The sequence below is a fragment of the Capnocytophaga canis genome (assembly GCF_000827555.1).
GTDB lineage: Bacteria > Bacteroidota > Bacteroidia > Flavobacteriales > Flavobacteriaceae > Capnocytophaga > Capnocytophaga canis.
This window is the reverse complement of sequence record NZ_CDOI01000195.1, coordinates 92,482-116,816: the sequence shown is the minus strand read 5'-3', so window position 1 is coordinate 116,816 and position 24,335 is coordinate 92,482. Positions and strand designations below refer to the sequence as shown.

The 24,335-nt window shown below is 36.3% G+C and carries 18 protein-coding genes and 1 pseudogene; 7 read left to right on the top strand and 12 right to left on the bottom strand.

What is annotated here, in order from left to right:
• Nucleotides 1-6: 6 nt before the first annotated feature.
• The 8 genes from CCAND38_RS10585 to CCAND38_RS10550 form a co-directional block, all read right to left on the bottom strand.
• Nucleotides 7-3,198, bottom strand: coding sequence for a SusC/RagA family TonB-linked outer membrane protein (locus CCAND38_RS10585; protein ID WP_042345313.1), 3,192 nt, complete (start codon nt 3,196-3,198; stop codon nt 7-9).
• 1,043 nt (nt 3,199-4,241) lie between these two features.
• Nucleotides 4,242-5,663 carry an L-serine ammonia-lyase gene (locus CCAND38_RS10580; RefSeq protein ID WP_042008171.1) on the bottom strand — a complete coding sequence of 474 codons (1,422 nt, stop codon included), beginning with the start codon at nt 5,661-5,663 and terminating at the stop codon, nt 4,242-4,244.
• A gap of 78 nt (nt 5,664-5,741) precedes the next feature.
• Complete coding sequence (locus CCAND38_RS10575; RefSeq protein WP_042345311.1) at nt 5,742-6,446, bottom strand: RluA family pseudouridine synthase; 705 nt, start codon at nt 6,444-6,446, stop codon at nt 5,742-5,744.
• Nucleotides 6,376-7,173 (bottom strand): YoaK family protein, encoded by a 798-nt coding sequence (locus CCAND38_RS10570; protein WP_042008127.1) that lies wholly within the window; start codon nt 7,171-7,173, stop codon nt 6,376-6,378. The genes CCAND38_RS10575 and CCAND38_RS10570 overlap by 71 nt, the downstream gene beginning before the upstream one ends.
• 106 nt (nt 7,174-7,279) lie before the next feature.
• Nucleotides 7,280-9,226, bottom strand: a complete 1,947-nt coding sequence (gene nagB, locus CCAND38_RS10565; protein ID WP_042008125.1) for a glucosamine-6-phosphate deaminase — start codon at nt 9,224-9,226, stop codon at nt 7,280-7,282.
• A gap of 175 nt (nt 9,227-9,401) precedes the next feature.
• Complete coding sequence (gene panB / locus CCAND38_RS10560) at nt 9,402-10,220, bottom strand: 3-methyl-2-oxobutanoate hydroxymethyltransferase (RefSeq protein WP_042008123.1); 819 nt, start codon at nt 10,218-10,220, stop codon at nt 9,402-9,404.
• 25 nt (nt 10,221-10,245) lie between these two features.
• The gene (locus CCAND38_RS10555) at nt 10,246-11,520 is read right to left on the bottom strand and encodes an adenylosuccinate synthase (RefSeq protein ID WP_042345309.1); all 1,275 of its coding nucleotides are present in this window, start codon (nt 11,518-11,520) and stop codon (nt 10,246-10,248) included.
• 23 nt (nt 11,521-11,543) lie between these two features.
• Nucleotides 11,544-11,987, bottom strand: coding sequence for a Fur family transcriptional regulator (locus CCAND38_RS10550; RefSeq protein WP_042008119.1), 444 nt, complete (start codon nt 11,985-11,987; stop codon nt 11,544-11,546).
• 667 nt (nt 11,988-12,654) lie between these two features.
• Between CCAND38_RS10550 and CCAND38_RS10545 the strand changes: the two genes are divergently transcribed.
• From CCAND38_RS10545 to typA, 7 genes are all read left to right on the top strand, one after another.
• On the top strand, nt 12,655-13,863 hold the full coding sequence (locus tag CCAND38_RS10545; RefSeq protein ID WP_042345307.1) for an RsmB/NOP family class I SAM-dependent RNA methyltransferase: 1,209 nt from the start codon (nt 12,655-12,657) through the stop codon (nt 13,861-13,863).
• Nucleotides 13,864-14,080: 217 nt separating this feature from the next.
• Nucleotides 14,081-14,722, top strand: a complete 642-nt coding sequence (locus tag CCAND38_RS10540) for a DUF4290 domain-containing protein (RefSeq protein ID WP_042009637.1) — start codon at nt 14,081-14,083, stop codon at nt 14,720-14,722.
• 2 nt (nt 14,723-14,724) lie between these two features.
• Entirely contained in the window at nt 14,725-16,035 is a 1,311-nt protein-coding gene (gene murA / locus CCAND38_RS10535; protein WP_042009640.1) for a UDP-N-acetylglucosamine 1-carboxyvinyltransferase, read from the top strand.
• An 11-nt stretch (nt 16,036-16,046) separates the two neighbouring features.
• Nucleotides 16,047-16,658, top strand: coding sequence for a uridine kinase (gene udk, locus CCAND38_RS10530; protein WP_042009643.1), 612 nt, complete (start codon nt 16,047-16,049; stop codon nt 16,656-16,658).
• On the top strand, nt 16,659-16,970 hold the full coding sequence (locus CCAND38_RS10525) for a septum formation initiator family protein (RefSeq protein WP_042345305.1): 312 nt from the start codon (nt 16,659-16,661) through the stop codon (nt 16,968-16,970).
• Between the two features lie 33 nt (nt 16,971-17,003).
• Nucleotides 17,004-17,864 (top strand): glycosyltransferase family 2 protein, encoded by an 861-nt coding sequence (locus CCAND38_RS10520; RefSeq protein WP_042345303.1) that lies wholly within the window; start codon nt 17,004-17,006, stop codon nt 17,862-17,864.
• Nucleotides 17,865-17,996: 132 nt separating this feature from the next.
• Nucleotides 17,997-19,802 carry a translational GTPase TypA gene (typA, locus tag CCAND38_RS10515; protein ID WP_042345301.1) on the top strand — a complete coding sequence of 602 codons (1,806 nt, stop codon included), beginning with the start codon at nt 17,997-17,999 and terminating at the stop codon, nt 19,800-19,802.
• Nucleotides 19,803-19,879: 77 nt separating this feature from the next.
• Here typA and der read toward each other — a convergent pair whose 3' ends face one another.
• From der to fumC, 4 genes and pseudogenes are all read right to left on the bottom strand, one after another.
• A complete protein-coding gene (der, locus tag CCAND38_RS10510; RefSeq protein ID WP_042345299.1) occupies nt 19,880-21,187 on the bottom strand; it encodes a ribosome biogenesis GTPase Der in 1,308 nt (435 codons plus the stop codon).
• A 189-nt stretch (nt 21,188-21,376) separates the two neighbouring features.
• Entirely contained in the window at nt 21,377-22,222 is an 846-nt protein-coding gene (locus CCAND38_RS10505; protein WP_042345297.1) for a DUF2911 domain-containing protein, read from the bottom strand.
• 114 nt (nt 22,223-22,336) lie between these two features.
• A pseudogene (locus tag CCAND38_RS12115) lies at nt 22,337-22,560 on the bottom strand (IS1 family transposase); the annotation flags it as partial.
• A gap of 205 nt (nt 22,561-22,765) precedes the next feature.
• Nucleotides 22,766-24,163 carry a class II fumarate hydratase gene (fumC, locus tag CCAND38_RS10500; protein ID WP_042345296.1) on the bottom strand — a complete coding sequence of 466 codons (1,398 nt, stop codon included), beginning with the start codon at nt 24,161-24,163 and terminating at the stop codon, nt 22,766-22,768.
• Between the last annotated feature and the right edge of the window lie 172 nt (nt 24,164-24,335).

The window sequence follows — 24,335 nt, the reverse complement described above, 5'->3', positions numbered from 1 at the left end:
CTGATTTTAAAAAGTTAAACTTCCTCCGAAGGAAACAATCCGTGAAAAAGGATATCCCCAATTGATTCGTTCTGGGTCAATTCCTTTTGGTAAAGAGCTGAAAGTAGCCAAATTCTCTACCCCTATAAAAAAGCGAAGTTGAGAAACATTTAAAATTTCGAGAACTGGTTTTTGGAAAGCGTATGATAAAGTAATATTTTTGATGCGAAGATACGAGGCATCTTGTAAGAACTTATCCGAAGTACGTCTGTTATGTCCTGCGTTTCCTCCTTGCCCGTAAATTCTGTAATAGGTAGCATTAGGGTTTACCGCAACCATATAGTCAGGATTTGAAGGGTCGTAGCTTTTAGCTCTCCAATAATCGGTTTGATTATAAAACAATGGATTGAATTGCCCATCTGGGGCAAACGGAAATATTGCCTGTCCACCTATCCAAACATCGCGTTTGCCTATACCTTGCAACATTACATTCAAGTCAAACCCTTTGTAATTAACACCAAAATTAGCCGAATACTGATAGCGTAAAGAACTGTTTCCTATCACTTTCATATCTCCAGGATCGTCAGCCGTATTTTTACCATTATCAATTCGGTTAGTAGCGTGTTCGTCATCACGTAAATTTCTAAACTTCATATCACCAGGACGTACATTCACATTTTTAACAGAGGTTACCCCATCTTTCAACTTCCAACTGTTAACATCTGCAAAATCATCAACTGAGTAGTATCCGTCGGCTACATAGCCCCAAATTTCACCAAAATCACGTCCTTCATACCATAAAGCCTCTCCTTTTCCGTTAAAAAGAACTCGTGATTTATTAGTCTCAAATTTAGTAAGTTTCGACTGATTATCGAATAAATTAACTCCTATACGATACCCAAAGTCACCTATTTTGTCTTTCCAATTGATCTCAAATTCCCAACCTTTAGCATGCATAGTTGCCGAATTTTGACTAGGTGCAGCGATACCAACAACCGCAGGTAATTGCACAACACCTTCTGTCAGCATATCTTTAGTGTCTCTCTGAAAAATATCAAAAGTAGCTCTTAATCGATTATTAAAAAATCCAAAATCTGCCCCGAAGTTAATGGAAGTAACCGTTTCCCAAGTAAAAGAATTACTAACCAAACTAGGCAACCCCATAGCTGTAATTCTATCGAAGTTTTCTGACCATTCATTTGACTTATAAACTCCCAATGTTGGAGAATACTGATAAGGATTAATGTTCTGATTTCCAATTTGTCCCCACGAAGCACGTAACTTAAACTCATTAAGCCAGTTTTCGGAAAAAGCCATAAAATTTTCACGACTTACCTGCCAACCTAGTGATGCAGAAGGGAAAAAACCAAAACGAGAATTTTTAGGGAATTTTGAAGAGCCATCATAACGTCCGTTGATTTCAAGTAAATACTTTCTATCATAATTGTAGTTGAATCGGAAAAAACCACTTCGGATAGTATATTCTGAATATCCATCGGTTATCACAAAATTCTCGGTAGCACCGCCAAAGGAAGGTACAGTTGGTACATTCTGACTTTCAGCGGTACTGCGTACTATCTCATAATAACTTGATTCTTGAGAAAATCCTGCCATCAAACTAAAATGATTTTTTAGAATATCTTTTGTATAGGTTCCGTAAGCATTTACAGAATTGTAATTAGTAAAACTATAATCTTTCCGATATACATCTTTTGTTGGAGAAGACGTTTCGCCTCCTTGTATAGAGGTATGTATCCACTTGTTAGAAAAATGGCTATGTCTGTTATCTGTTTTATTGAAAGTATATTCAAAAATTCCTGTAAATCCTTCAAAAGGCTTAAATATAGATTTTGAAAAGATACGCGTTGTACCCCCATTGTTTACTGATGTGTTATTTCCTAAAATAGAGTTACGCGGTGTAATTAAAGGCAGGTCTTTATTTGAGCCAATATTAACACTTGCGGGAAAATTTCCTTCTGGATAATACGAAATCAATCGAAGGCTATAAAGATGAGCTCCTTGCGGATTCGTTTTTTGGGACTCAGAATATCTTACATCAACCTCTTGAGTAAACCAATTAGCAATATCCGCTGAAATAAATGCTCCTAAATTTTTACGTTTGTAGGAATCTTTATCGGTAATCAAAGGGCCATCTTCGTGATTGTATCCTCCAGACATACGATAACGTAACTTGTCAGTCCCTCCCGAAACAGATACATTATGCGTCTGCAAAAGTCCTGTACTTAATATATTGTCATATAAGTCTTTTTCGTGTAAATAATAAGGAATTCCGCTGGGATCTACATAAATACCATCACCAATGATATTGAATTTAGATGGGTTTTCTCGGTATTCTTTTAAATATTGTACCCATTTGGTAACATCCTGTGAATTTGCCCAATATGCGTTAGGAAAACCTGCTTCTTGATATGCCTCAAAATATTCATATAGAGAAGCTTGTTTAGGTTTATTAATTGATTTTTCAAAACCAATGTTGTAATTGTAATTGAATTGAAATTTAGTACCTGAAGAAGGTCGTTTGGTGGTTATGAGTACTACACCTCCCGCTGCACGAGCTCCATAAATGGCAGACGAAGCAGCATCTTTTAACACGGTAACTGACTCAATATCCTCTGGATTGAGTGAGCCTATATCACCAGGTACGTTATCTATCAGCACAAGAGGACCTCCTCCGTTAATGGATAGATTTCCTCGTATTTGGAGGGTATTGCCATTTTGCCCAGGGGTAGGATTTCTCGTTACTTGTAATCCTGCAACAGCTCCTTGTAAAGCACTAGATGTATTAACTACGGGACGATCACCTAAAACCTCCGCCATCTTCACTTGCGACACGGCTCCTGTTAAGTTCTCTTTCTTCTGTGTTCCGTATCCAATTACCACTACATCATCAAGCTGTTGTGTCTCCTCTTCAAGAATTACATTGATAATCAGGTTTTTAACACTTTCGTCCATTACTTTTTTGGATTGCGTCTTAAAACCAATAAAACTAAATTCAAGTACATCGCCCTGTTGCACTTGAATTTCGTAATTTCCATCAAAATCGGAAACCACGCCACTCTTAGTCCCTTTTATCATAACATTAGCTCCTGGTAAAGGGCTATTCATCTCATCAGTAACTTTTCCAGTTACTTTCACTTGTGCTATTAGCGGTAAAGCTAAAAATGTCAGCATAAGTGTAGTTGATAATTTTTTTAGCATATAGTGTTAATTTTTATGATTACATGTGCCAAATTTATGAAAAAAAAGAAGTGAAAAACATGATTTTTGTTATGTTTTTGGGTGTAATGGACAAAAAATAGACTTTTTTAGAAGATTGGTTCTAATAGTTATTTCTTAGACCCTATTTTTTTACTAAATTATTGAGACCTTTGCAAGAACCATTTAATCCCTATATTTCCGTATTCGAATGATTTTTTACATGTGTTTTTGAAAATTTAAAAGTGTACTTTTTATCGTTTTTCCCTTTTTTTCGGATTGATTTTACCCGCCTCTTTTTTTGAGTTATCTATCTCAATTGTCTACTACATTTTTAGTAATTTATTTAAAAAATCTTTTGTTTTTCAACTTTTCCCTCGGACAATTCATCTTCTTTTCGATCTTAGGAGATTTCAAAAGATTTCGGTTTTTTCGAATAAAACCAACTTTGCGTATACTTGTATCTACTTTCATACTTTCATGAATGACGACTCTGTGTTTTTCCAATTGATGGTTGATTTCCGAAAGTAATAGAAATGAAAGTATTTCATTTCGGTAAACTTAGGACAGAATCTTTCACCTGTATCTGCAGAGTTTTATAGCCGATAGATGGTTGCTTCACATTCCGATGAGTAACATTTTGAAGAGTACTAATCCATTGCAAGGTTTTTCGCCCGAAGTGGAAAGTCCTTTTTAATGATGTGGGGTGATGAAAAACGCAATATAATGGTAGCCATTTTTGCTTTAAAAGAATCTTTTCGATTGCGTCTTTCTACATTGTAAGAATCAAAGGTCGTAACGGATAGGCTTTTGGAGCTTTTAATTAGACAAATATACAACACAAACAATTAATAATTAATTGTTTAAATGTTTATTTCTCATTTTTATCCTACAAAGGTTTTTACTGTCTAAAACCGATGAGTTACATAAAAAACGTCCAAAAATCAAAAACTTTTGGACGGGAGTGATTTAATAAATATTTTTCAAGGGATACTCTAATTTTCCCTTTTTTACTCTTTTCAACATCTTCAAAGAACATTCTCAAACTAACAGTCGGCTAAACTAACAGCCACAGCTAACCCTCCTTCCGAAGTTTCTTTATATTTATGATTCATATCCTTGGCGGTTTCCCACATAGTGCTAATTACTTTATCAATAGGGACTTTCGCATTTTTGGGGTCTGTTTCGATAGCGAGTTCAGCCGCGTTAATTGCTTTGATAGCTCCCATGGCATTTCTTTCAATACAAGGCACTTGCACCAAACCTCCGATGGGATCACAGGTAAGTCCTAAATGGTGTTCCATGGCAATTTCAGCAGCTATAAGCACCTGGTCTGGCGTACCTCCCATCAACTCACATAAAGCTCCTGCCGCCATTGCTGATGAAACGCCAATTTCAGCTTGACAACCTCCCATCGCAGCAGAAATAGTAGCTCCCTTTTTAAATAAACTACCTATTTCACCCGCTACTAACAAAAATTGCTTGATTTGCTCATTGGAAGCCTCATGATTTTCAATAGTTAAATAATAGAGCAATACAGCGGGAATTACACCCGCACTTCCGTTAGTTGGAGCTGTAACCACGCGACCCAATGAGGCATTTACTTCATTGACAGCCAGTGAAAAACAGCTTACCCATTTCAATATTTCACGGAATTTAACATTCGTTTTTTTGATAGAAAGCAACCAATCTTGTGGATTGTGATATGTTACCACCCCAATCAAATTTTTATGAATATCATAAGCACGACGACGAACGTTTAGCCCTCCAGGCAGTATCCCCTCAGTGTGGCAACCTATGTAGGCACATTCAAGCATTGTATTCCAAATACGCAATAGTTCGCTATCAATTTCGGCTTCTGAACGTATAGATTTTTCATTTTCGAAAACAATTTCTGAGATTTTTTTGTTTTCTCTATGACAATATTCTAGCAATTCGGTAGCTTTTTCAATTGGAAAAGGAAAATTTCGGACAACTTTTCCTGTATTATTGTCGCTTTCTTCGTTTTCTTTGATAATAAAACCTCCTCCTATAGAATAAAAAGTAGAATTATATTCAAAATCATTGCCTTTTGCGGTAAAAGAAATTCCATTGGCATGGAAAGGTAAGAAGTTTTTGTTAAAAACAATATTTTCTGAAGGACTGAATTTAATAATTGACTCATTCCCTAAGCAAAGTTCCTGATTCCTATTGATGGCATTGATGATGACTTCTAAACTTTCAATAGGGACATACTCAGGGTCAGCACCACTAAGCCCTAACATCACAGCTAAGTCCGTAGCATGTCCTTTTCCAGTTAAGGACAATGAACCATATAAATCTACTCGAACTTCAAAGGTTTTATGTAAAAAATTTTTGTCTTTCAATTCTTTAACAAATGCCTCAGAAGCTCTCCAAGGGCCTAAGGTATGTGAACTTGAGGGGCCTATCCCTATTTTTAACATATCGAATACGCTGATTCTTTCCATTGTATTTGCTGTCATAGTAAATTTACCGCAAATATAGTAATTTAGGCTGTTCTGTAGTTAAAATTTTCTGGAAATATTTTACCGAATTACGGTCAATTTTTGCCACAGAGGCTCATCGGGTAGGGGAGCGATGATTTCGATTTTTTCCTTTTTTACAGGATGAATAAAACTCAATTTTCGAGCGTGTAAATGAATACTACCATCTGCATTTGAACGTCTGGCTCCGTATTTTAAATCACCCTTAATAAAGCAATCTACAGCAGCTAATTGTGTTCTAATTTGATGATGTCTTCCTGTAATTAATTGAATTTCCAACAGATAGTAATTGGTTAGTTTTTCTAACACTTTGTAATGTAAAATAGACTTTTTACTATCTTTAACTTCTTTTGAATGGGCTGTGGATTTATTTTTCTCCGAGTTTCGCGTAAGCCAATGAACTAAGGTTCCCTCGCTTTCGGTCGGACAGTTATCAGTCATTGTCCAATATGTTTTTTCAACAGCAGTCTTATTAGCAAATAGGGTATTGAGCCTTGAAAGAGCCTTTGAAGTTTTTGCAAAAACTACAATTCCTGTAGTGGGTCTATCTAAACGATGTACCACACCAAGGAAAACCTCTCCAGGTTTATGGTATTTCTCTTTGAGATATGATTTCACAATTTCACTGAGTGGAGTGTCGCCAGTTTTATCGCCTTGAACGATGTCTCCTGCTCGTTTATTGATGATGATTAAATGATTGTCTTCGTAGAGAACGTCTAAATTTTTTTCGTTTGAAATTACTTTCATATTTTCGTTTTTTAGTCAAATACATAAATCGGAAGTCGTCATAGAACAAACCTCCCAAAAGTAATGCTATAGCAATGGTAAGAGCGTATAGATTCATCTTCATCTTAACGAAGAAAAAACCTCCGGATAATCCTCCTAAAAAGAAAAAGGTAATGATAAATAATCGAAGTTTAATAGTTGATTTTAAGTTTTTTAGCTGATTTTTGTGTTTATTTTTACTCAGATAAATCCACTGTGAAAGTTCGATACCCAAGTCTGTGAAAAGTCCCGTTAGGTGAGTAGTTCGTACCACTGAATTTGATATTTTCGTAACGAAAGAGTTTTGTACACCCATTGCAAACAGCAGAATAAAGGCTGTCACATCATTCGAAAAATCAGTGATAAAATAGTTGAGAACCATCGCTGTAAATAACAAAAAGCACTCAACAATGGTTGGAGCTAAAAAAATATTGTGTTTTTTGTAAAAATTTGCTGTTTCTATTAAGTAACCCGATGTAAATGAACCCATTAGAAATGAAAGAATATATAATAAATAGAGAGTTCCTTTCCAAAATTCCATAATAAAAACGTCGTACATAAAGAGTGCAAAATGCCCCGTTACGTTAGTTGTCAATTTCCCTAAAAATAGAAATCCAACAACATTTACGACCCCTGCAACGAAAGATAATACTACCGCTATTTGCAGATTATTTTTTGGAGTCCTTTTCTTTCCCTGATGTCGAAACATTTTATAAGCCTTAAAAATCAATAACCTCAATAAATCATACAAGGGCGTATAGACTACGCCCCTGCATGTATTTACCTTTTGTAAAAAGATATAGTGTCATTGACTATTAAAAAAAGTGACGTCTAAAGGCCTCCATAGCTTGATATTTTGCCAAACCAAGTTTGTGAAGACGGTTAGCCGTATCAGAATTTCGCTCTTCTGCTCTTTGCCAGAATTCACGCATGTCACTTCCCATATACATAGCTCCGTCTTTTTGTGATTGGTGGAAGAAAATCGCCTGACGTTTGCGAAGCACTTGGTCACGTGTCATAGGAACAATCATTTCCATTTCGTGAACATCCCACTCATGCCATGCACCGCGGTAAAGCCACACCCAACAATCTTTCATATAATCTTCATTTTTCAAACGTTCCAAAGCAGCAAAAATTCCATCCAAGCACACTTTATGTGTTCCATGAGGATCGGCTAAATCACCTGCTGCATATATTTGATGAGGTTTTACTTCACGAATCAAGTCTTCTATTATTTTGATGTCTGCCTCACCAATTGGTTGTTTTTCAACCGCTTGAGTTTCATAGAAAGGTAAGTTCAAGAAATGCAAATTTTCATCGGGAACATTGTAATAACGCGTAGCTCCATAGCACTCATGACGACGGATGTTTCCTTTAAGTTTCCAAACATCCAAGGTCTCTTTATCTCCTTGTTTTTTATTTTTAAGGATTTGCATTACTTTTTCAAGATGTGATACATCCGTTTTTCCCAGTAACATATCATGAGCTACTTCTACAAAACGTAACGCTTCAGTGTCAGCAACTGCCGTGCTTCCCGAAGTTTGGTAGGCAATATGTACCTCGTGTCCTTGTTCTACCAATCGGTCAAAAGTACCTCCCATTGAAATTACATCATCGTCGGGGTGAGGGCTGAAAATAATAACTCTTTTTTTGTGAGGATGTTCTCTCTCAGGTCGATACGAATCATCGGCATTAGGTTTTCCGCCTGGCCAACCTGTGATGGCTCTTTGAATACGATTAAAAATACGGATATTTAGGTCGTAAGCCGAAGTGTCCTCTAACAAGACTCCTAATCCATTTTCAAGATAATCTTCCTCACGAAGTCCTAAAATGGTTTTATCTAAACGTTCGCACAACCAAACTACCGCACGTGCAATTTCTTCTTCGTTTTTATTATTGAAATCATAATCTCCTACTAACCAAGGAGTTTTATTGCGAATCAATTCACTTGCAGCCGTTTCATCGATCACAAAAGTTGTATTTTTGTGTTCTTGTAAAAATGTAGCGGGAATTTGTGATGAAACTTCTCCTTCAATAGTTTTTGCAATGATAGAAGCCTTAGAAGCTCCCCAAGCCAAAAGCACTACGCGACGAGCCGCTAAAACTGTTCCAACTCCCATCGTAATGGCTTTACTAGGTACATTTTTATATCCACCGAAAGCGTGTGCTGCATCCGTTTTTGTTACTTTGTTCAAAGTGACCATACGCGTGATGGAATTTACGTTTGAACCAGGTTCGTTAAATCCGATATGTCCAGTACGTCCGATTCCTAAAAGTTGGAAATCAATTCCACCTGCTTGTTTTATTTTTTCTTCATAAGCGTAGCAGTAGTCACGAACTTCTTCTTTGCCTAATGTTCCGCTTGGGATGTTGATGTTTTCAGGAAGTATGTCCACATGGTTGAATAAGTTTTTGTGCATAAAATGCCAGTAACTTTGAATATCTTCCTTTTGCATTGGGAAATACTCATCCAAGTTGAACGTAATTACATTTTTAAAGCTAAGACCTTCCTCTTTATGCATACGAATTAACTCCTGATAAACCTTTACAGGAGAAGAGCCAGTCGCTAAACCGAGTACGCAATTCTTTCCTTCAGCTTGTTTTGTTCTAATCAATTCAGCTATTTCTTTGGCTACGGCAATAGAAGCCGAATTTGCATCCGAAAAAATAACATTGTGTATTTTTTCATAGCGAGTTTCCTCGAACAATCCAGCAGGCTGGTGTTTGATGGATTGCGTGTTTTTTTGAATGGTTGTACTCATTTTATTCTTTTTTTGGTTGTTTCTTTACTTTATTTAGGTAATAAGTTATAATAATCTTTTGATTTTTTAAGTATGGATTAAGGATGCAAGACTCTCTTTGATTCAATCACTGTATGATCCGTAATATCTACTTATTTCCGAAATCAGAATACTCTCATGTGAGAAGAATAATTAGTTAATAACTTTCTTCTTCATTTGGAAAATTTATGTTTTTCACATCTTCGACATAGCGAGAAACCGCTGAATTAATATCTTCATATAAATTAGCGTATCTACGCAGAAAACGAGGATGAAACCCTTGAGTCATTCCAAGTACGTCGTGTAGTACAAGTACTTGTCCATCCACATGGCTTCCTGCTCCGATACCAATTACTGGAATTGAGACAGATTTAGCAACCTCTTCCGCTAATTTTGCAGGAACTTTTTCCAATACAATAGCAAAGCATCCCATTTTTTGCAGTAAAAGAGCATCTTGTTTTAGTTTTTCAGCTTCAGCATCTTCTTTTGCTCGAACAGTGTATGAACCAAATTTGTAAATTGATTGTGGTGTCAATCCCAGATGCCCCATAACAGGGATTCCTGCATTTAAAATACGTTTTATACTCTCCTTTATTTCCTTACCGCCTTCCAATTTTACTGCGTGTCCACCGCTTTCTTTCATTATGCGGATGGCAGAACGTAGAGCTTCCTTAGGGTCGGACTGATATGAACCAAAAGGCAAATCGACTACTACTAAGGCACGGTTCGCACCACGAACCACTGATGAAGCGTGGTAAATCATTTGGTCTAACGTAATTGGTAAAGTCGTTTCATGTCCTGCCATTACGTTACTTGCCGAATCTCCCACCAAAATAACATCTATTCCAGCTCCATCAATGAGTTTACTGAACGTATAGTCATACGCCGTAAGCATTGAGATTTTTTCACCTCTTGATTTCATATCAATCAGTGACTTGGTTGTTACACGTTTATATTCTTTTTTTGCTACTGACATATTCAAATTATTGATTTATAATAGCCTATTTTCTGTGTATAGTTTGCGTTCTGTCAGGACCTACCGAAACTAAGGTAATTGGTACTTCGAGTTCCTTCTCTAAGAAATCAATATAATTTAGCAACTCCTGTGGCAATTTATTATGATCTTTGATTGTCGTTAAATCCTGAGCCCATCCTTTCATCTCTGTGTAGATAGGCGTAACATTTTGTTCCTCAATATTGTATGGTAAGTGTTTGATTTCTCGTCCTTTATACAGATATGCAGTACATACTTTCAAAGTGTCAAATCCACTTAGTACATCGGCTTTCATCATCATCAGCTGTGTAACTCCATTTATTTGAACAGCGTATCGTAATGCAACCAAATCCAACCAACCACAACGACGTTTTCGCCCAGTGGTAGCTCCAAACTCTTTACCCACACGTCCCATTGTTTCACCTGTTTCATCAAACAATTCGGTAGGGAAAGGGCCACTACCTACACGTGTGGTATAAGCTTTGAAAATTCCTAACACATCTCCAATCTGCGTTGGAGCAACCCCCAAACCAGTACAAGCTCCAGCAGCCGTAGTATTTGACGAGGTTACGAAAGGATACGTGCCAAAATCAATATCCAACAGCGAACCTTGAGCTCCTTCAGCCAAGATTTTTTTATTATTTCTGATAGCTTGGTGTATATATTCCTCACTGTCAATAAACTGTAAACTTTTTAGAACCTCTATAGCTTCAAAAAACTCAGCCTCTAACTCAGCTAAGTTGTACTGAATTTCAACATTGTAGTGAGAAATCATTTCTTCGTGTTTGTCGGTCAAATTGCGGTAACGTTCTTTGAAGTCATCCAATTCGATGTCCCCCACACGAAGTCCATTTCTTCCAGTTTTGTCCATATAAGTAGGTCCAATGCCTTTGAGTGTAGAACCAATTTTTGCTTTTCCTTTTGAAGTTTCAGAAGCAGCATCTAACAATCGGTGAGTAGGTAAAATAAGATGTGCTTTACGAGAGATTAATAATCTTTTTTTCAGATCAATATCGAATTTTTTGAGTGCTTCGATTTCTTTTTTGAAGATGATAGGATCAATAACTACCCCATTTCCAACGATGTTTATTGCACTTTCATGGAAAATTCCAGACGGTATGGTGTGCAAGACGTGTTTGATGCCGTTAAATTCAAGAGTATGTCCTGCATTAGGTCCTCCTTGAAAACGAGCTATGATATCATATTCTTGAGTGAGAACATCTACAATTTTTCCTTTTCCTTCGTCGCCCCATTGAAGCCCAAGAAGTAAATTTACTGCCATTTTTTAGCGATTTTATGATTTGGTTATTTGTTTTTCTTTCCGTAAAAATATAGCGAATGGTTCGTAATTTCGATATTAAAAACCTCTTCAATTGTTTTTTTGATAGATTGGATTCTCGGATCACAAAATTCAAACACTTCGCCTGTATCGGTTAAAATTACATGATCGTGCTGACGGTCAAAGTATGATTTCTCGTAGTGAGCTTGGTTTTGTCCAAACTGGTGTTTACGTACCAAACCACATTCCAAAAGCAACTCAATAGTATTATAGAGCGTAGCACGACTTACTCGATATTTTTTGTTTTTCATGCTGATATACAGCGTTTCAATATCGAAATGTTCACCACTTTCGTAAATTTCTTTCACGATAGCGAAACGTTCAGGTGTTTTTCGATGTCCATTTTCCTCTAAGTAGGCGGTGAAAACCTTACGAACAATTTCCAGATTTTCCTCTGTGGTATTAGCCATATCTTTTCAAGTGTTAATTATAAGGGACAAAGTTACAATTTTTTTTGCTATTAAACAATTATGGTTTGATATTATTTATACCTTAGATTCAACCCCCAAGTCCAATTTTTTATGCCATCAATTTATAAAATAAATTTTTAGGTTCTTCAAAATCTAGTGTTATTACTTATTTTTATAGTTTTTAAAGTTAAGGTGTTCGTGATGTGTTCTCTAAAAAATAATCATCCTTCGGTCAATTTTTTGTTCTTTAGAAAATATTTTCTGCGAATATTGGCTTGTTCTTGAGTGTTTTGAGGGTTATAAACACCTCTTTTGAGCCTATTCCTCTTAAGCTCCTACTGATGGTGCCTTTCTGATACACCTAATTGCTTGGTAACAAATTTTTGTGATTTATTACATTTAATGTATATTTTTATTTCGTATCTTTGCTCCAAAGTTAAGTGTTTATACTTCATTGTTTTATGTGATGTTTCTTAAATTACATTAGTACTTAAATTCCATCGGTAAGTGCGATTTGTTGATGATAGTTGTTTATTCATATACAAATGACTACCTTTGTCCGCTTGTTATACAGTAGAATAGTTTTTATTTAACTTCACCTGTGGTACTACGTACCTATATTTCAAAAGTATATTTAAAGTAAAATAGTATCAATAAAAATTTAAACATGCGATTACATCGAAATCTTACAGAGGCTGTCATCGAAGGATTGGGGTTTATTTTTAACGAGCAACAGTATGCCGATAAAGTAGTTGAAAGACAACTGAAAAAAGATAAACGCTGGGGGGCTCGTGATCGTGCTTTCATAGCCGAAACGATGTATGACATTGTACGATGGAAACGTCTGTATGCTGAAATTGCAGAGGTAAAAGCACCGTTTTCTTCACATGATTTATTTCGGATGTTTGCTGTATGGGCAGTTCTTAAAGGTGTTCATTTGCCTGATTGGTCGTGTTTTGAGAACACACCCCAACGTCGTATTAAAGGCAAATTTGATGAACTTTCAAAAATACGTAAATTTAAAGATTCCGTTCCCGACTGGCTTGATGCTTTGGGAGAAGCGGAGTTAGGTTCAGATATTTGGAGCAAAGAGCTCACTGCCCTCAATGAATTAGCTCCTGTTGTATTACGAGTGAATACTCTAAAAATTGCTCCTGCACAGCTCAAAAACCTATTAAGAAATGAAGGTATCGAAACAAAACTTCTAAAATCCTATCCTGAAGCCTTAGAGTTGATTCAGAGAGCTAACATATTCACTACCAAGGCTTTTTCAAGTGGTATGTTTGAGGTGCAAGACGCTTCGTCACAGAGAGTAGCTCCTTTCTTGGAGGTACTTCCCTCAATGCGAGTGATTGACACATGTGCCGGTGCTGGTGGAAAAACCCTACACTTGGCATCGCTGATGAAAAATAAAGGGCAAATTATTGCAATGGATATTTATGAGAACAAATTGCAAGAACTCAAACGTCGAGCCCGTCGTAATGAGGTATTCAATATAGAAACCAAAGTGATTGATAATAAACACCTTAAACGAATGCAAAACACAGCCGACCGCGTATTGATTGATGCACCTTGTAGTGGATTGGGAGTGCTTAAACGTAATCCAGATGCTAAATGGAAATTACAACCTGAATTTTTAAATAAAATTAGGGAAACACAACAGCAGATTTTGCAAGATTACAGCAAGATGGTAAAGCCTGGAGGAAAAATGGTTTACGCAACCTGCTCCATACTTCCTTCGGAAAATCAAAAACAAGTAGAAACTTTTTTAGAGTCTGAGGCAGGTAAAAACTTTATATTTGAAACTGAAGAAAATATTTTTGCACACCAAACAGGCTACGACGGATTTTATATGGCTCGAATGCGGAAAAAGTAAAATTTTTTTCATAACTTTGCGTGATAGAGACTCAATTTATTAATTCTGTAGGAGCTATTAGGTTTTAACAATAAATAGAAATTCCTCAGAAAAGATATAAAATGGATTTTTCCCTAAGAATAGTTGTAGTGTTTTGAATATTTTGATAAAAAACACTAGAAAATAAGTACCTTAGTAGGACTATTAAATCATTTAAAATTAAAACATCTAAATAATTTTGGAGAGCTTAGAATATAACACAGAACGTACCCCTTTAATCATTCCTGAATATGGTCGACATATCCAGAAAATGATTGAGAAGGCAATTCATATCGAAGACCGAGAAGAACGCAACAATACCGCCAAAGGGATTATTGCAGTAATGGGAAATCTAAATCCACATTTAAGAGATGTGCCAGACTTCCAGCATAAATTATGGGATCAACTTTTCATCATGTCGGGATTTCAGCTGGATGTAGATTCTCCTTTTGAACGTCCAACAGAAGCTGTTTTAGTACGACACCCTGACAGGTTGAACTACCCCCAAAGTCATCCAAAATATCGTTTTTACGGTAACAATATCAAAAAAATGATTGATGTTTGTGTGCGTTGGGAAGAAAGTGATTTAAAAACAGCATTGAAATTCTCAATAGCGAATCATATGAAAAAAAGTTACTTAAATTGGAATAAAGAAACTGTTGAGGACGAAGTAATCTTCCAACATCTGTATGAATTAAGCAATGGGCAGATTGATTTAAAGCAAGATAAAGAAGATTTAACAACCAGTCAGGAATTGATTAAAACAAAACAGAATCTGACCAGAAAAAATACATCTCAAAACAATAAAAAAGGAGCTACAAATCATAAAAAAACAAAATAAGTATGGGAATTTTTAAAATTGAAGGGGGGCATCAGCTTAAGGGTGAAATTACTCCACAAGGTGCTAAGAATGAAGCACTACAGATTTTATGTGCTGTACTGCTCACCGATGAAAAAGTGACCATTCACAATATACCAGATATTTTAGATATCAATAAATTGATGTCATTACTTGAAAACTTAGGAGTGAAAACTCAAAAATTAGGAAAAGGATCATATAGTTTCCAAGCCGATGAAATCAATATCAACTACTTGGAATCCATGGCATTTCACTCTGAAGGACAAAGTTTACGAGGGTCTATAATGATTGTTGGGCCTCTTTTAACACGTTTTGGTGTGGCATATATTCCGCAACCAGGAGGTGACAAAATAGGTCGAAGACGTTTAGATACCCACTTTGAAGGGTTTATAAAATTAGGAGCTGACTTCAAATATGATTCTGACAATCACATATATAGCGTAAAAGCAAATGGACTCACAGGAACGGATATGCTATTAGACGAGGCTTCGGTTACGGGAACGTCGAATATAATTATGGCAGCAGTCTTAGCTAAAGGAACTACCACGATTTACAATGCCGCTTGCGAACCTTACGTACAACAACTGTGTCGTATGTTAAACAATATGGGGGCTGACATTCAAGGTATTGGTTCTAATTTTATTACTATCAACGGAGTAGAAAAACTATCGGGATGCACACATACCATACTACCGGACATGATTGAAATAGGTAGCTGGATTGGACTTGCAGCCATGACTCAAAGCGAAATTACAATTAAAAACGTAGGCTGGGAGCATTTGGGATTGATTCCCAACGTATTCCGTAAGTTAGGTATTAAATTAGAGCGCCAAGGTGATGATATTTATATTCCTGCCCACAAAGATGGGTATGAAATTCAAAGTTATATTGATGGCTCTATTCTGACAGTTGCTGATGCTCCTTGGCCTGGATTTACGCCTGATTTACTGAGTATCGTTTTAGTAGTTGCTACCCAAGCTCGTGGGGAGGTACTTATTCACCAAAAAATGTTCGAAAGTCGCTTGTTTTTCATTGATAAACTTATTGATATGGGGGCAAAAATTATTCTGTGTGACCCGCATCGGGCTACTGTCATAGGTAACGATTTCAAATCACCCTTACGAGCCACATTGATGACTTCACCCGACATACGTGCTGGAATTGCCTTGCTTATCGCAGCACTTTCTGCCAAAGGAACATCAATTATCTATAACATTGAACAAATTGACCGAGGTTACGAAGATATCGATGAACGATTACGTTCCTTAGGAGCTAAAATCATACGTGTAAACTAAAATATAAAAGGATGCTCATTATAGGAATTGCAGGAGGAACGGGATGTGGAAAAACAACCGTTGTAAATCAAATTGTTAGTGAATTATCCCAAGAAGTAAGTGTCATTTCACAGGATTCTTACTATCGGGAAATGAGTCATTTGCCTTATACCGAAAGGGTAAAAACAAACTTTGACCACCCCGATTCTATCGATTTTGATTTACTAAAACAACATTTGATATCTCTAAAATCAGGAATACCAGTGGAAAGTCCCGTCTATTCTTTCGTTGAACACAACAGAACAGGCGAAACGGTACTGATAAAACCAACTAAAGTAGTCATTGTAGAGGGAATTTTAATTTTTTCACGTGCTGATATCCGTGAGTTGTTCGATATTAAGATTTATGTACATGCCGACCCTGATGAACGACTTATCCGACGTATTAAACGTGACATTACCGAACGAGGACGCGACGTAGAAGAGGTGTTGAACCGCTATCAAACCACTCTCAAACCGATGCACTTGAAGTTTATTGAACCAGTAAAAGAATATGCAGACATTATAATACCTAATAATAGACGTAATTTCGTAGCTATTGACATCATTAAAACCATTGTACATAATCGCATCTTAGCAAATTAAATGAAAAAAACTATTTTTCAATACATTTCATTTCTCAAAGGATATAGACTGTATGTCTTTATTCTGTTTTGTTTTTTCTTTTGGATGGCTTTTTTTGATTCTAATTCTTTACTCACACACCGTGAATTGAATAAGGAAATTCATAAATTGAATCGACAAAAACAGTTTCTACAAAAGGAAATTGAAAAAGATAAAGAAATGTTATTGATTTTAGATACCGATGAAGGTCGTGAACGTTTGGGACGAGAAGAGTACTACCTGAAACACGACAATGAGGATGTTTATATTATTGAACATGACACTATTGATTAATAAAATATTACGAAGTTATTTTACATATAGTCTATGAATTTTGGTATTATCATCCCCGCTCATAACGAAGCTAATTACATTGCACAAACTTTGGAATCATTGTTTAATCAAACGCTATTACCAACACAAATTATCGTAGTAGATGACGCTTCAACGGATGAAACCCCATTAATTTTAGATAAAATACGTCGGAAAAATCCTATTTTAGAAGTTATTCGCAAAGAAAATACAGGAAAACACCTTCCTGGTAGCAAAGTAGTACAAACCTTCAATACAGGACTACCTTTTTTGCGCAAAGATATTGATATAATCTGCAAGTTTGATGCAGATTTAGTGTTTCCTACAGATTATTTAGCTACTCTACAACGACATTTCCTTGAAAACTCACAATTAGGCATGTGCGGAGGATTTTGTTATATTGAAAAAAACGGCACTTGGGAATTAGAAAATCTGACCAACAGGGATCATTTACGAGGAGCTTTAAAAGCATATCGGAAAGATTGTTTTTCGAACATAGGTGGACTGCCTCCTGCTATGGGGTGGGACACTATCGATGAGTTACTTGCTCGTTATTTCGGATGGGAAGTATGTACTGATTCATCACTGAAAGTCAAACATTTAAAACCTACAGGAACGAGTTACACTCTCCAAGCTCGTCTGCTACAAGGCGGTGTTTTCTATCGCCTCCGCTATGGATTTTGGTTATCACTCTTAGCTTCTGCTAAATTAGCATCGAAAAAAAGAAAATGGCAACTTTTTAAAGATTATCTACAAGGTTATTTTAATGCCAAACGTGAAAAACAGCCATACTTGGTAACCTACAAACAAGGTCATTGGATTCGCAACTATCGATGGAAAGGGGTTTGGAAACAATTATTGAAAATCAAATCATAAAATTGTACAAAATCTCTCTAAACGTTGTATTTATTTATGTTTTTAATCTCTTATTTGATTTTTTTTCATCTTTTGTTGTAAACACATACTTTTTTTGTAATTTTGTCGCCTGAAAAATTATTACTTTACTATATGACACAAATCAAAAACATCGCAATCATTGCCCACGTTGACCACGGAAAAACCACTTTGGTAGATAAAATACTACACCACTGTGCGTTGTTCAGAGAAAATCAAGAGTCGGGAGAATTGATTTTGGACAACAACGACATTGAACGCGAACGCGGAATTACTATTCTTTCTAAAAATGTTTCCGTGAATTATAAAGGAACGAAAATCAATATCATAGACACTCCAGGACACGCCGATTTCGGTGGTGAGGTGGAACGTGTGCTTAATATGGCGGACGGAGTACTTCTTTTGGTAGATGCTTTTGAAGGTCCAATGCCACAAACGCGTTTCGTGCTTCAAAAAGCTATCGAAATGAAACTCAAACCTATCGTGGTTGTAAACAAAGTGGACAAGGAGAATTGTACCCCTGATGAAGTTCACGAAAAAGTGTTCGACCTAATGTTTGAACTCGGTGCCGAAGAATGGCAGTTGGATTTCCCTACCGTGTATGGTTCTGCCAAAAACAATTGGATGTCAGAAGATTGGAAAAACCAAACCGATTCTATCGACCCGCTTTTGGATATGGTTATCAAGCATATTCCATCACCCAAAATAGAGGAAGGAACCACACAAATGCTTATCACTTCCTTAGATTATTCTTCTTTTACAGGTCGAATTGCTATCGGGCGTTTGCAACGTGGTGTGCTAAAAAGCGGAATGAATGTTTCGTTGGTAAAACGTGACGGAACTATCACAAAATCAAAAATTAAGGAACTACACACTTTTGACGGATTAGGACGTAAAAAAATCGATGAAGTACAAGCCGGTGATATCTGTGCCATCGCAGGTTTGGAAGGTTTTGACATTGGTGACACCATTGCCGATTTTGAAAATCCGGAAGCCTTACCTACCATCGCTATCGATGAGCCTACAATGAGTATGTTATTCACTATCAACGATTCTCCTTTCTTCGGAAAAGAAGGAAAATTCGTAACTTCACGCCACATTAAGGAGCGTTTGGAGAAAGAATTGGAGAAAAATCTTGCTCTTCGCGTAGAGCCTACGGATAGTGCCGACAAATTTATGGTTTTCGGACGTGGTGTATTGCACCTTTCAGTACTTATCGAAACGATGCGTCGTGAAGGTTATGAATTACAAATCGGTCAGCCACAAGTAATTATTAAAGAAATCAACGGCGTAAAATGCGAACCCGTTGAAGAATTGACCATCGACCTACCTGAAAACCTATCAGGAAGAGCTGTAGAGTTTGTAACTCTTCGTAAAGGTGAAATGTTGTCAATGACTCCGAAAGGCGAACGAATGGTTATTGAGTTCATTATTCCATCACGAGGGATTATAGGTCTTCGTAATCAGATACTTACTGCTACTGCCGGAGAAGCTATTATGGCACATCGCTTCTTGGAATACCAACCTTACAAAGGCGAAATATCAGGGCGTATCAATGGCTCGTTAATTTCTATGGAAAACGGAAAAGCTATTCCGTATTCTATTGATAAACTGCAAGATAGAGGGAAATTCTTCATCGACCCGAACGAAGATGTGTACGAAGGACAAGTAATAGGCGAAAATTCACGTGGTGATGATATGGTGGTAAACGTTACTAAAACCAAGAAACTCACTAACATACGTTCGGCAGGTGCGGACGACAAAATGCGTATTGCTCCTGCTATTAAATTCTCTTTGGAAGAAGCTCTGGAATATATCCAAAAAGATGAATACGTAGAAGTTACGCCAAAATCATTGCGTCTGCGTAAAATCTACCTAAACGAAAACGACCGCAAACGTTACGAAAAAGAGTTTAAATAATTGTAAGATTTCTTTTAAAGAAGTAATAAAAAAGCCGAAAGTATTGCACTTTCGGCTTTTTTATCAATATGATATGACTATTTTTGTCTGAAGTAAATATCAATTGGAACTCCTCTAAAATCGAAGTTTTCGCGTAATTTATTCTCAATGAATCGTTTGTAAGGTTCTTTTACATACTGAGGCAAATTGGCAAAAAACACAAATTGAGGCATTGGTGTAGGTAATTGCATACAATATTTAATTTTGATATACTTACCTTTGATGGCAGGTGGTGGATAACTTTCAATCAGAGGTAACATAATTTCGTTTAGCTTTGAGGTTTGAACACGCTTTGAACGATTTTTATAAACTTCCACAGCCTGTTCAATAGCTTTGAAAATACGCTGTTTGCTCAGTGCTGAGATGAAAATAATCGGTACATCAGTGAATGGAGCAATTTCTTTACGTATGATTGCTTCATACTCTTTCATCGTATTATTTTGTTTTTCAACCAAATCCCATTTATTTACCAAAATAACGATTCCTTTTCGGTTCCGTTCCGCTAACCAAAAAATATTAGAGTCTTGACCTTCAAACCCACGTGTTGCGTCAATCATCAGTATACACACATCGGCATGTTCTATGGCTCGAATAGAACGCATTACGGAATAAAATTCCAAATCTTCCTTTACTTTTGATTTACGACGGATACCCGCTGTATCAACCAAATTAAATTTGAATCCAAATCGGTTGTACTCTGTGTCAATTGCATCGCGTGTAGTACCTGCAATGTCTGTAACTATATATCTATCCTCTCCAATCAATGCATTGATAAATGATGATTTTCCTGCATTAGGTCGTCCAACCACTGCAAAACGGGGTAATTGCTCTGTTTCTTCATCACCTTCTTTAATAGGAAGTACCTTTACCAAGTCGTCCAATAACTCACCACTGCCACTTCCATTTAAACTGGATAGTGTATACACATTTTCAAAACCAAAGGCATAAAATTCGTGTGAATCAGCCACTCGATTGTTGCTATCTACTTTATTTACAGCTACAAAAATCGGCTTTTTTGACTTTCGAAGCAAATCAGCCACTGTTTCATCCATTCCTGTAACGCCATCTTCCACGTTTACCATGAAAATAATGGCATCAGCCTCATCAATGGCTAAAGTAACTTGTTTATCTATTTCTTTTTCAAAATAATCGTCGCTCCCTAAAACATATCCTCCTGTATCAATAACAGAAAATTCAACTCCATTCCAATCCGTTTTCCCGTAATGACGATCACGTGTAACTCCACTCACAGCATCAACAATCGCCTCACGGCGTTTTATTAGTCGATTAAAAAAAGTAGATTTCCCTACATTTGGGCGACCTACAATGGCAACTATTGCACTCATAATTTTGCTTATTTTTTGTGCAAAGATATAAAAATAATTACGAAACGCAATTGGGTGGGCAAACGGAAAAGGTTCTCAAATTTGATTATCACATAAAGAAATGTAGCGTAATAAAATGGGGGAGGAGTAGCAATAAAAAAGGCTACCCCAAAAAGTTTGCGGATAGCCTTTCTACGATTTCAATTGTTTTTACTTCTTTTTCCAAGCATTTATATTTTCTTGGATAGCCTTTACATAACCATCATTTCCTGCTTTTTGAGCTCTTTCCAAAGCTATTTCAGCAGTTTTGATAGCATTTTTATAATCTTTTTTGGCTGCTTGGATATCAGATTTCAGTTTTTGTACCCAATAAGCTGTAGGGTTAAGTTCCACCGCTTTTGATGACCATTCCAAAGCCTTGTCTAAATCTATATTTTCTTCAAAATAGAACATAGCAGCTCTGTGATAATCACTTGCTGTTGGGCCGTTCATTGTTTTTCCTATACTTTCGATTACGGCTTGTCGGGTATTTACTTTGATAGGGACTTTTACTAAGATATTATCCCATGCAAGGGTAAGCATGGCATCATTATTACGAATTTCATCAAAACCAATCGTAAAAGTTTCTACTTTGGGGTTTATAGTTAATGGTTTGACAACAGATTCTGCAATTACCTTTCCTTGATCGAAATTTTTACCTGGAGCTCCCCACAATTCTGAGTCAGCATATAAAAATACTTTCCATTGGTTGGTGTCAGGCACAGAATAAAGAGCATATTTTCCTGCTTTGACTTCTGTATTTCCAAAAGTTATTGGAGTAGAAAACTCAATAACCGTAGCAGCATTAGCTCCAGTACGCCAAATTTTTCCGTATGGAACCAAATCTCCGAAAATAACCCTGTTTTTCACTGACGGACGAGCGTAAGTTATCTGTACTTCCGTAAGTCCAATAGTCTGATTTATTGATGATTTAGGACTCGCGTTTGGTGTTTTTAACTGAGCCATACCCAGTTGAAATGTTAATAAAGCAACGATAGAAATAGCTATTTTCTTCATACTAAACTAAGATTTAATTATATTATTCCACAAAAATATATATTTTTTTGAATTTGAACTAATTTTTATAACTGTATTTTTATTTGATATTATTTAATATTATTTGCTTTGGAATTAGTAATTAAGTATAGATAGTTCATTGTTTAGTTTAAGCATTAATAATTTTAAACTGTAAATCATCATATATAATTGTTTTGTGTAACATTTGGTTTTTCTTCTAAATCGGGCTAAATAATGCCGAATTCTGCTGTTGTAACTTTCAACAGTATAAGTTTCTTTTTAGTTTGCAGATGCTTTTCAGCAGGGATAAACTCTTTGTAGCTTTTCCAATAATCCGTACAATGCGCCTTTGATAATTCCATTTTTATTTTGTTTTTGCTTTTACAAATTGGACAATCCATCTCTTATTTTTCTGCCAAGCATACAAAAACTATATTTAATAGCTAAATAAAGTAAAACGTGCTAAACAATATTTTTAGAGCTGATAATTTGAAAAGAAGCTGTCCGAAAAGGACAGCCTCTTTTGTTTTCTGAGTTTAAATTTTATTTTAGACTACCTACCATATCTTCTGGTTTCACCCACGCGTCAAAATCCTCAGGGGTTACGTATCCCAAACGAACGGCTTCCTCTTTCAGAGTAGTTCCGTTTCGGTGTGCTGTTTGAGCAATTTCAGCAGCTTTGTAATATCCTATTTTTGTATTTAAAGCGGTAACCAACATTAAAGAATTATCGACTAACTCTTTGATACGTCTGTGATTAGGTTCAATTCCTTGTGCACAATGTTCGTCAAATGACACACAAGCATCTCCTAATAATTCTGCTGAACGCAGGAAGTTTGAAGCCATCAAAGGTTTGAAGACATTCAACTCGTAGTGACCTTGAGCTCCTCCAATGGAAATAGCAACGTCATTACCCATAACTTGAGCAGCAACCATTGTAAGTGCTTCACACTGTGTAGGGTTTACTTTTCCTGGCATGATAGAACTACCAGGTTCATTTTCAGGGATTAATATTTCTCCAATTCCTGAACGAGGACCAGAAGCCAACATACGAATATCATTTGCAATTTTGTTCAAAGAAACCGCTAATTGTTTCAAAGCTCCATGAGCTTCTACAATTGCATCATGCGATGCTAAAGCCTCAAATTTGTTAGGAGCTGTAACAAATGGATGTCCTGTGAATTTAGCAATGTATTCAGCTACTTTCACGTCGTATCCTTTTGGAGTATTGAGACCTGTTCCTACAGCAGTTCCACCTAAGGCTAATTCAGAAAGATGAGCCAATGTATTTTTAAGGGCTTTAAGTCCATAATCCAATTGAGCTGCATATCCTGAAATTTCTTGTCCTAAGGTAAGTGGTGTGGCGTCCATAAGGTGAGTACGTCCAATTTTTACTACATCTTTGAAGGCTTCAGCTTTAGCTTTTAGGGTGTTGCGAAGTTGTTCTACGCCGGGGATAGTTTTTTCAACCACCATTTTATAACAAGCAATATGCATTCCTGTTGGGAAAGTATCGTTTGAAGATTGCGATTTGTTTACGTCATCATTTGCTTTTAAAACAGGATCACCTTCGCCTATTTTCCCGCCTGAAAGTACTTGTGCACGGTTCGCAATTACTTCGTTTACGTTCATATTTGACTGCGTTCCGGAACCCGTTTGCCAAATTACAAGCGGAAATTGGTCATCTAATTTTCCTTCTAAAATTTCATCACAAACTTGTGCAATGGCATCTCTCTTTTCAATAGGAAGTACACCTAGATCGCAATTTGCATAAGCAGCAGCTTTTTTTAGATAGGCGAAACCGCGAACAATTTCAATAGGCATTGAAGCAGGTGCACCGATTTTAAAATTGTTGCGTGAGCGTTCGGTTTGAGCTCCCCAATATTTGTCGGCAGGAACTTTTACTTCACCCATTGTGTCTTTTTCAATTCTGTAATTCATTGTATTCTTTTATTTTATATTAAACGATTTTTTGGTTCTAAAACTCTACAAAGTTACTAAATTAAAAATAAAAAGAAGAAATTTTTTAAGATTTTTTTATGTAACTTTTATCATATACATATTTACAATATTTCTGTTTGATATTCGCTCTCAGTGAGCAAAACTGTTTTAT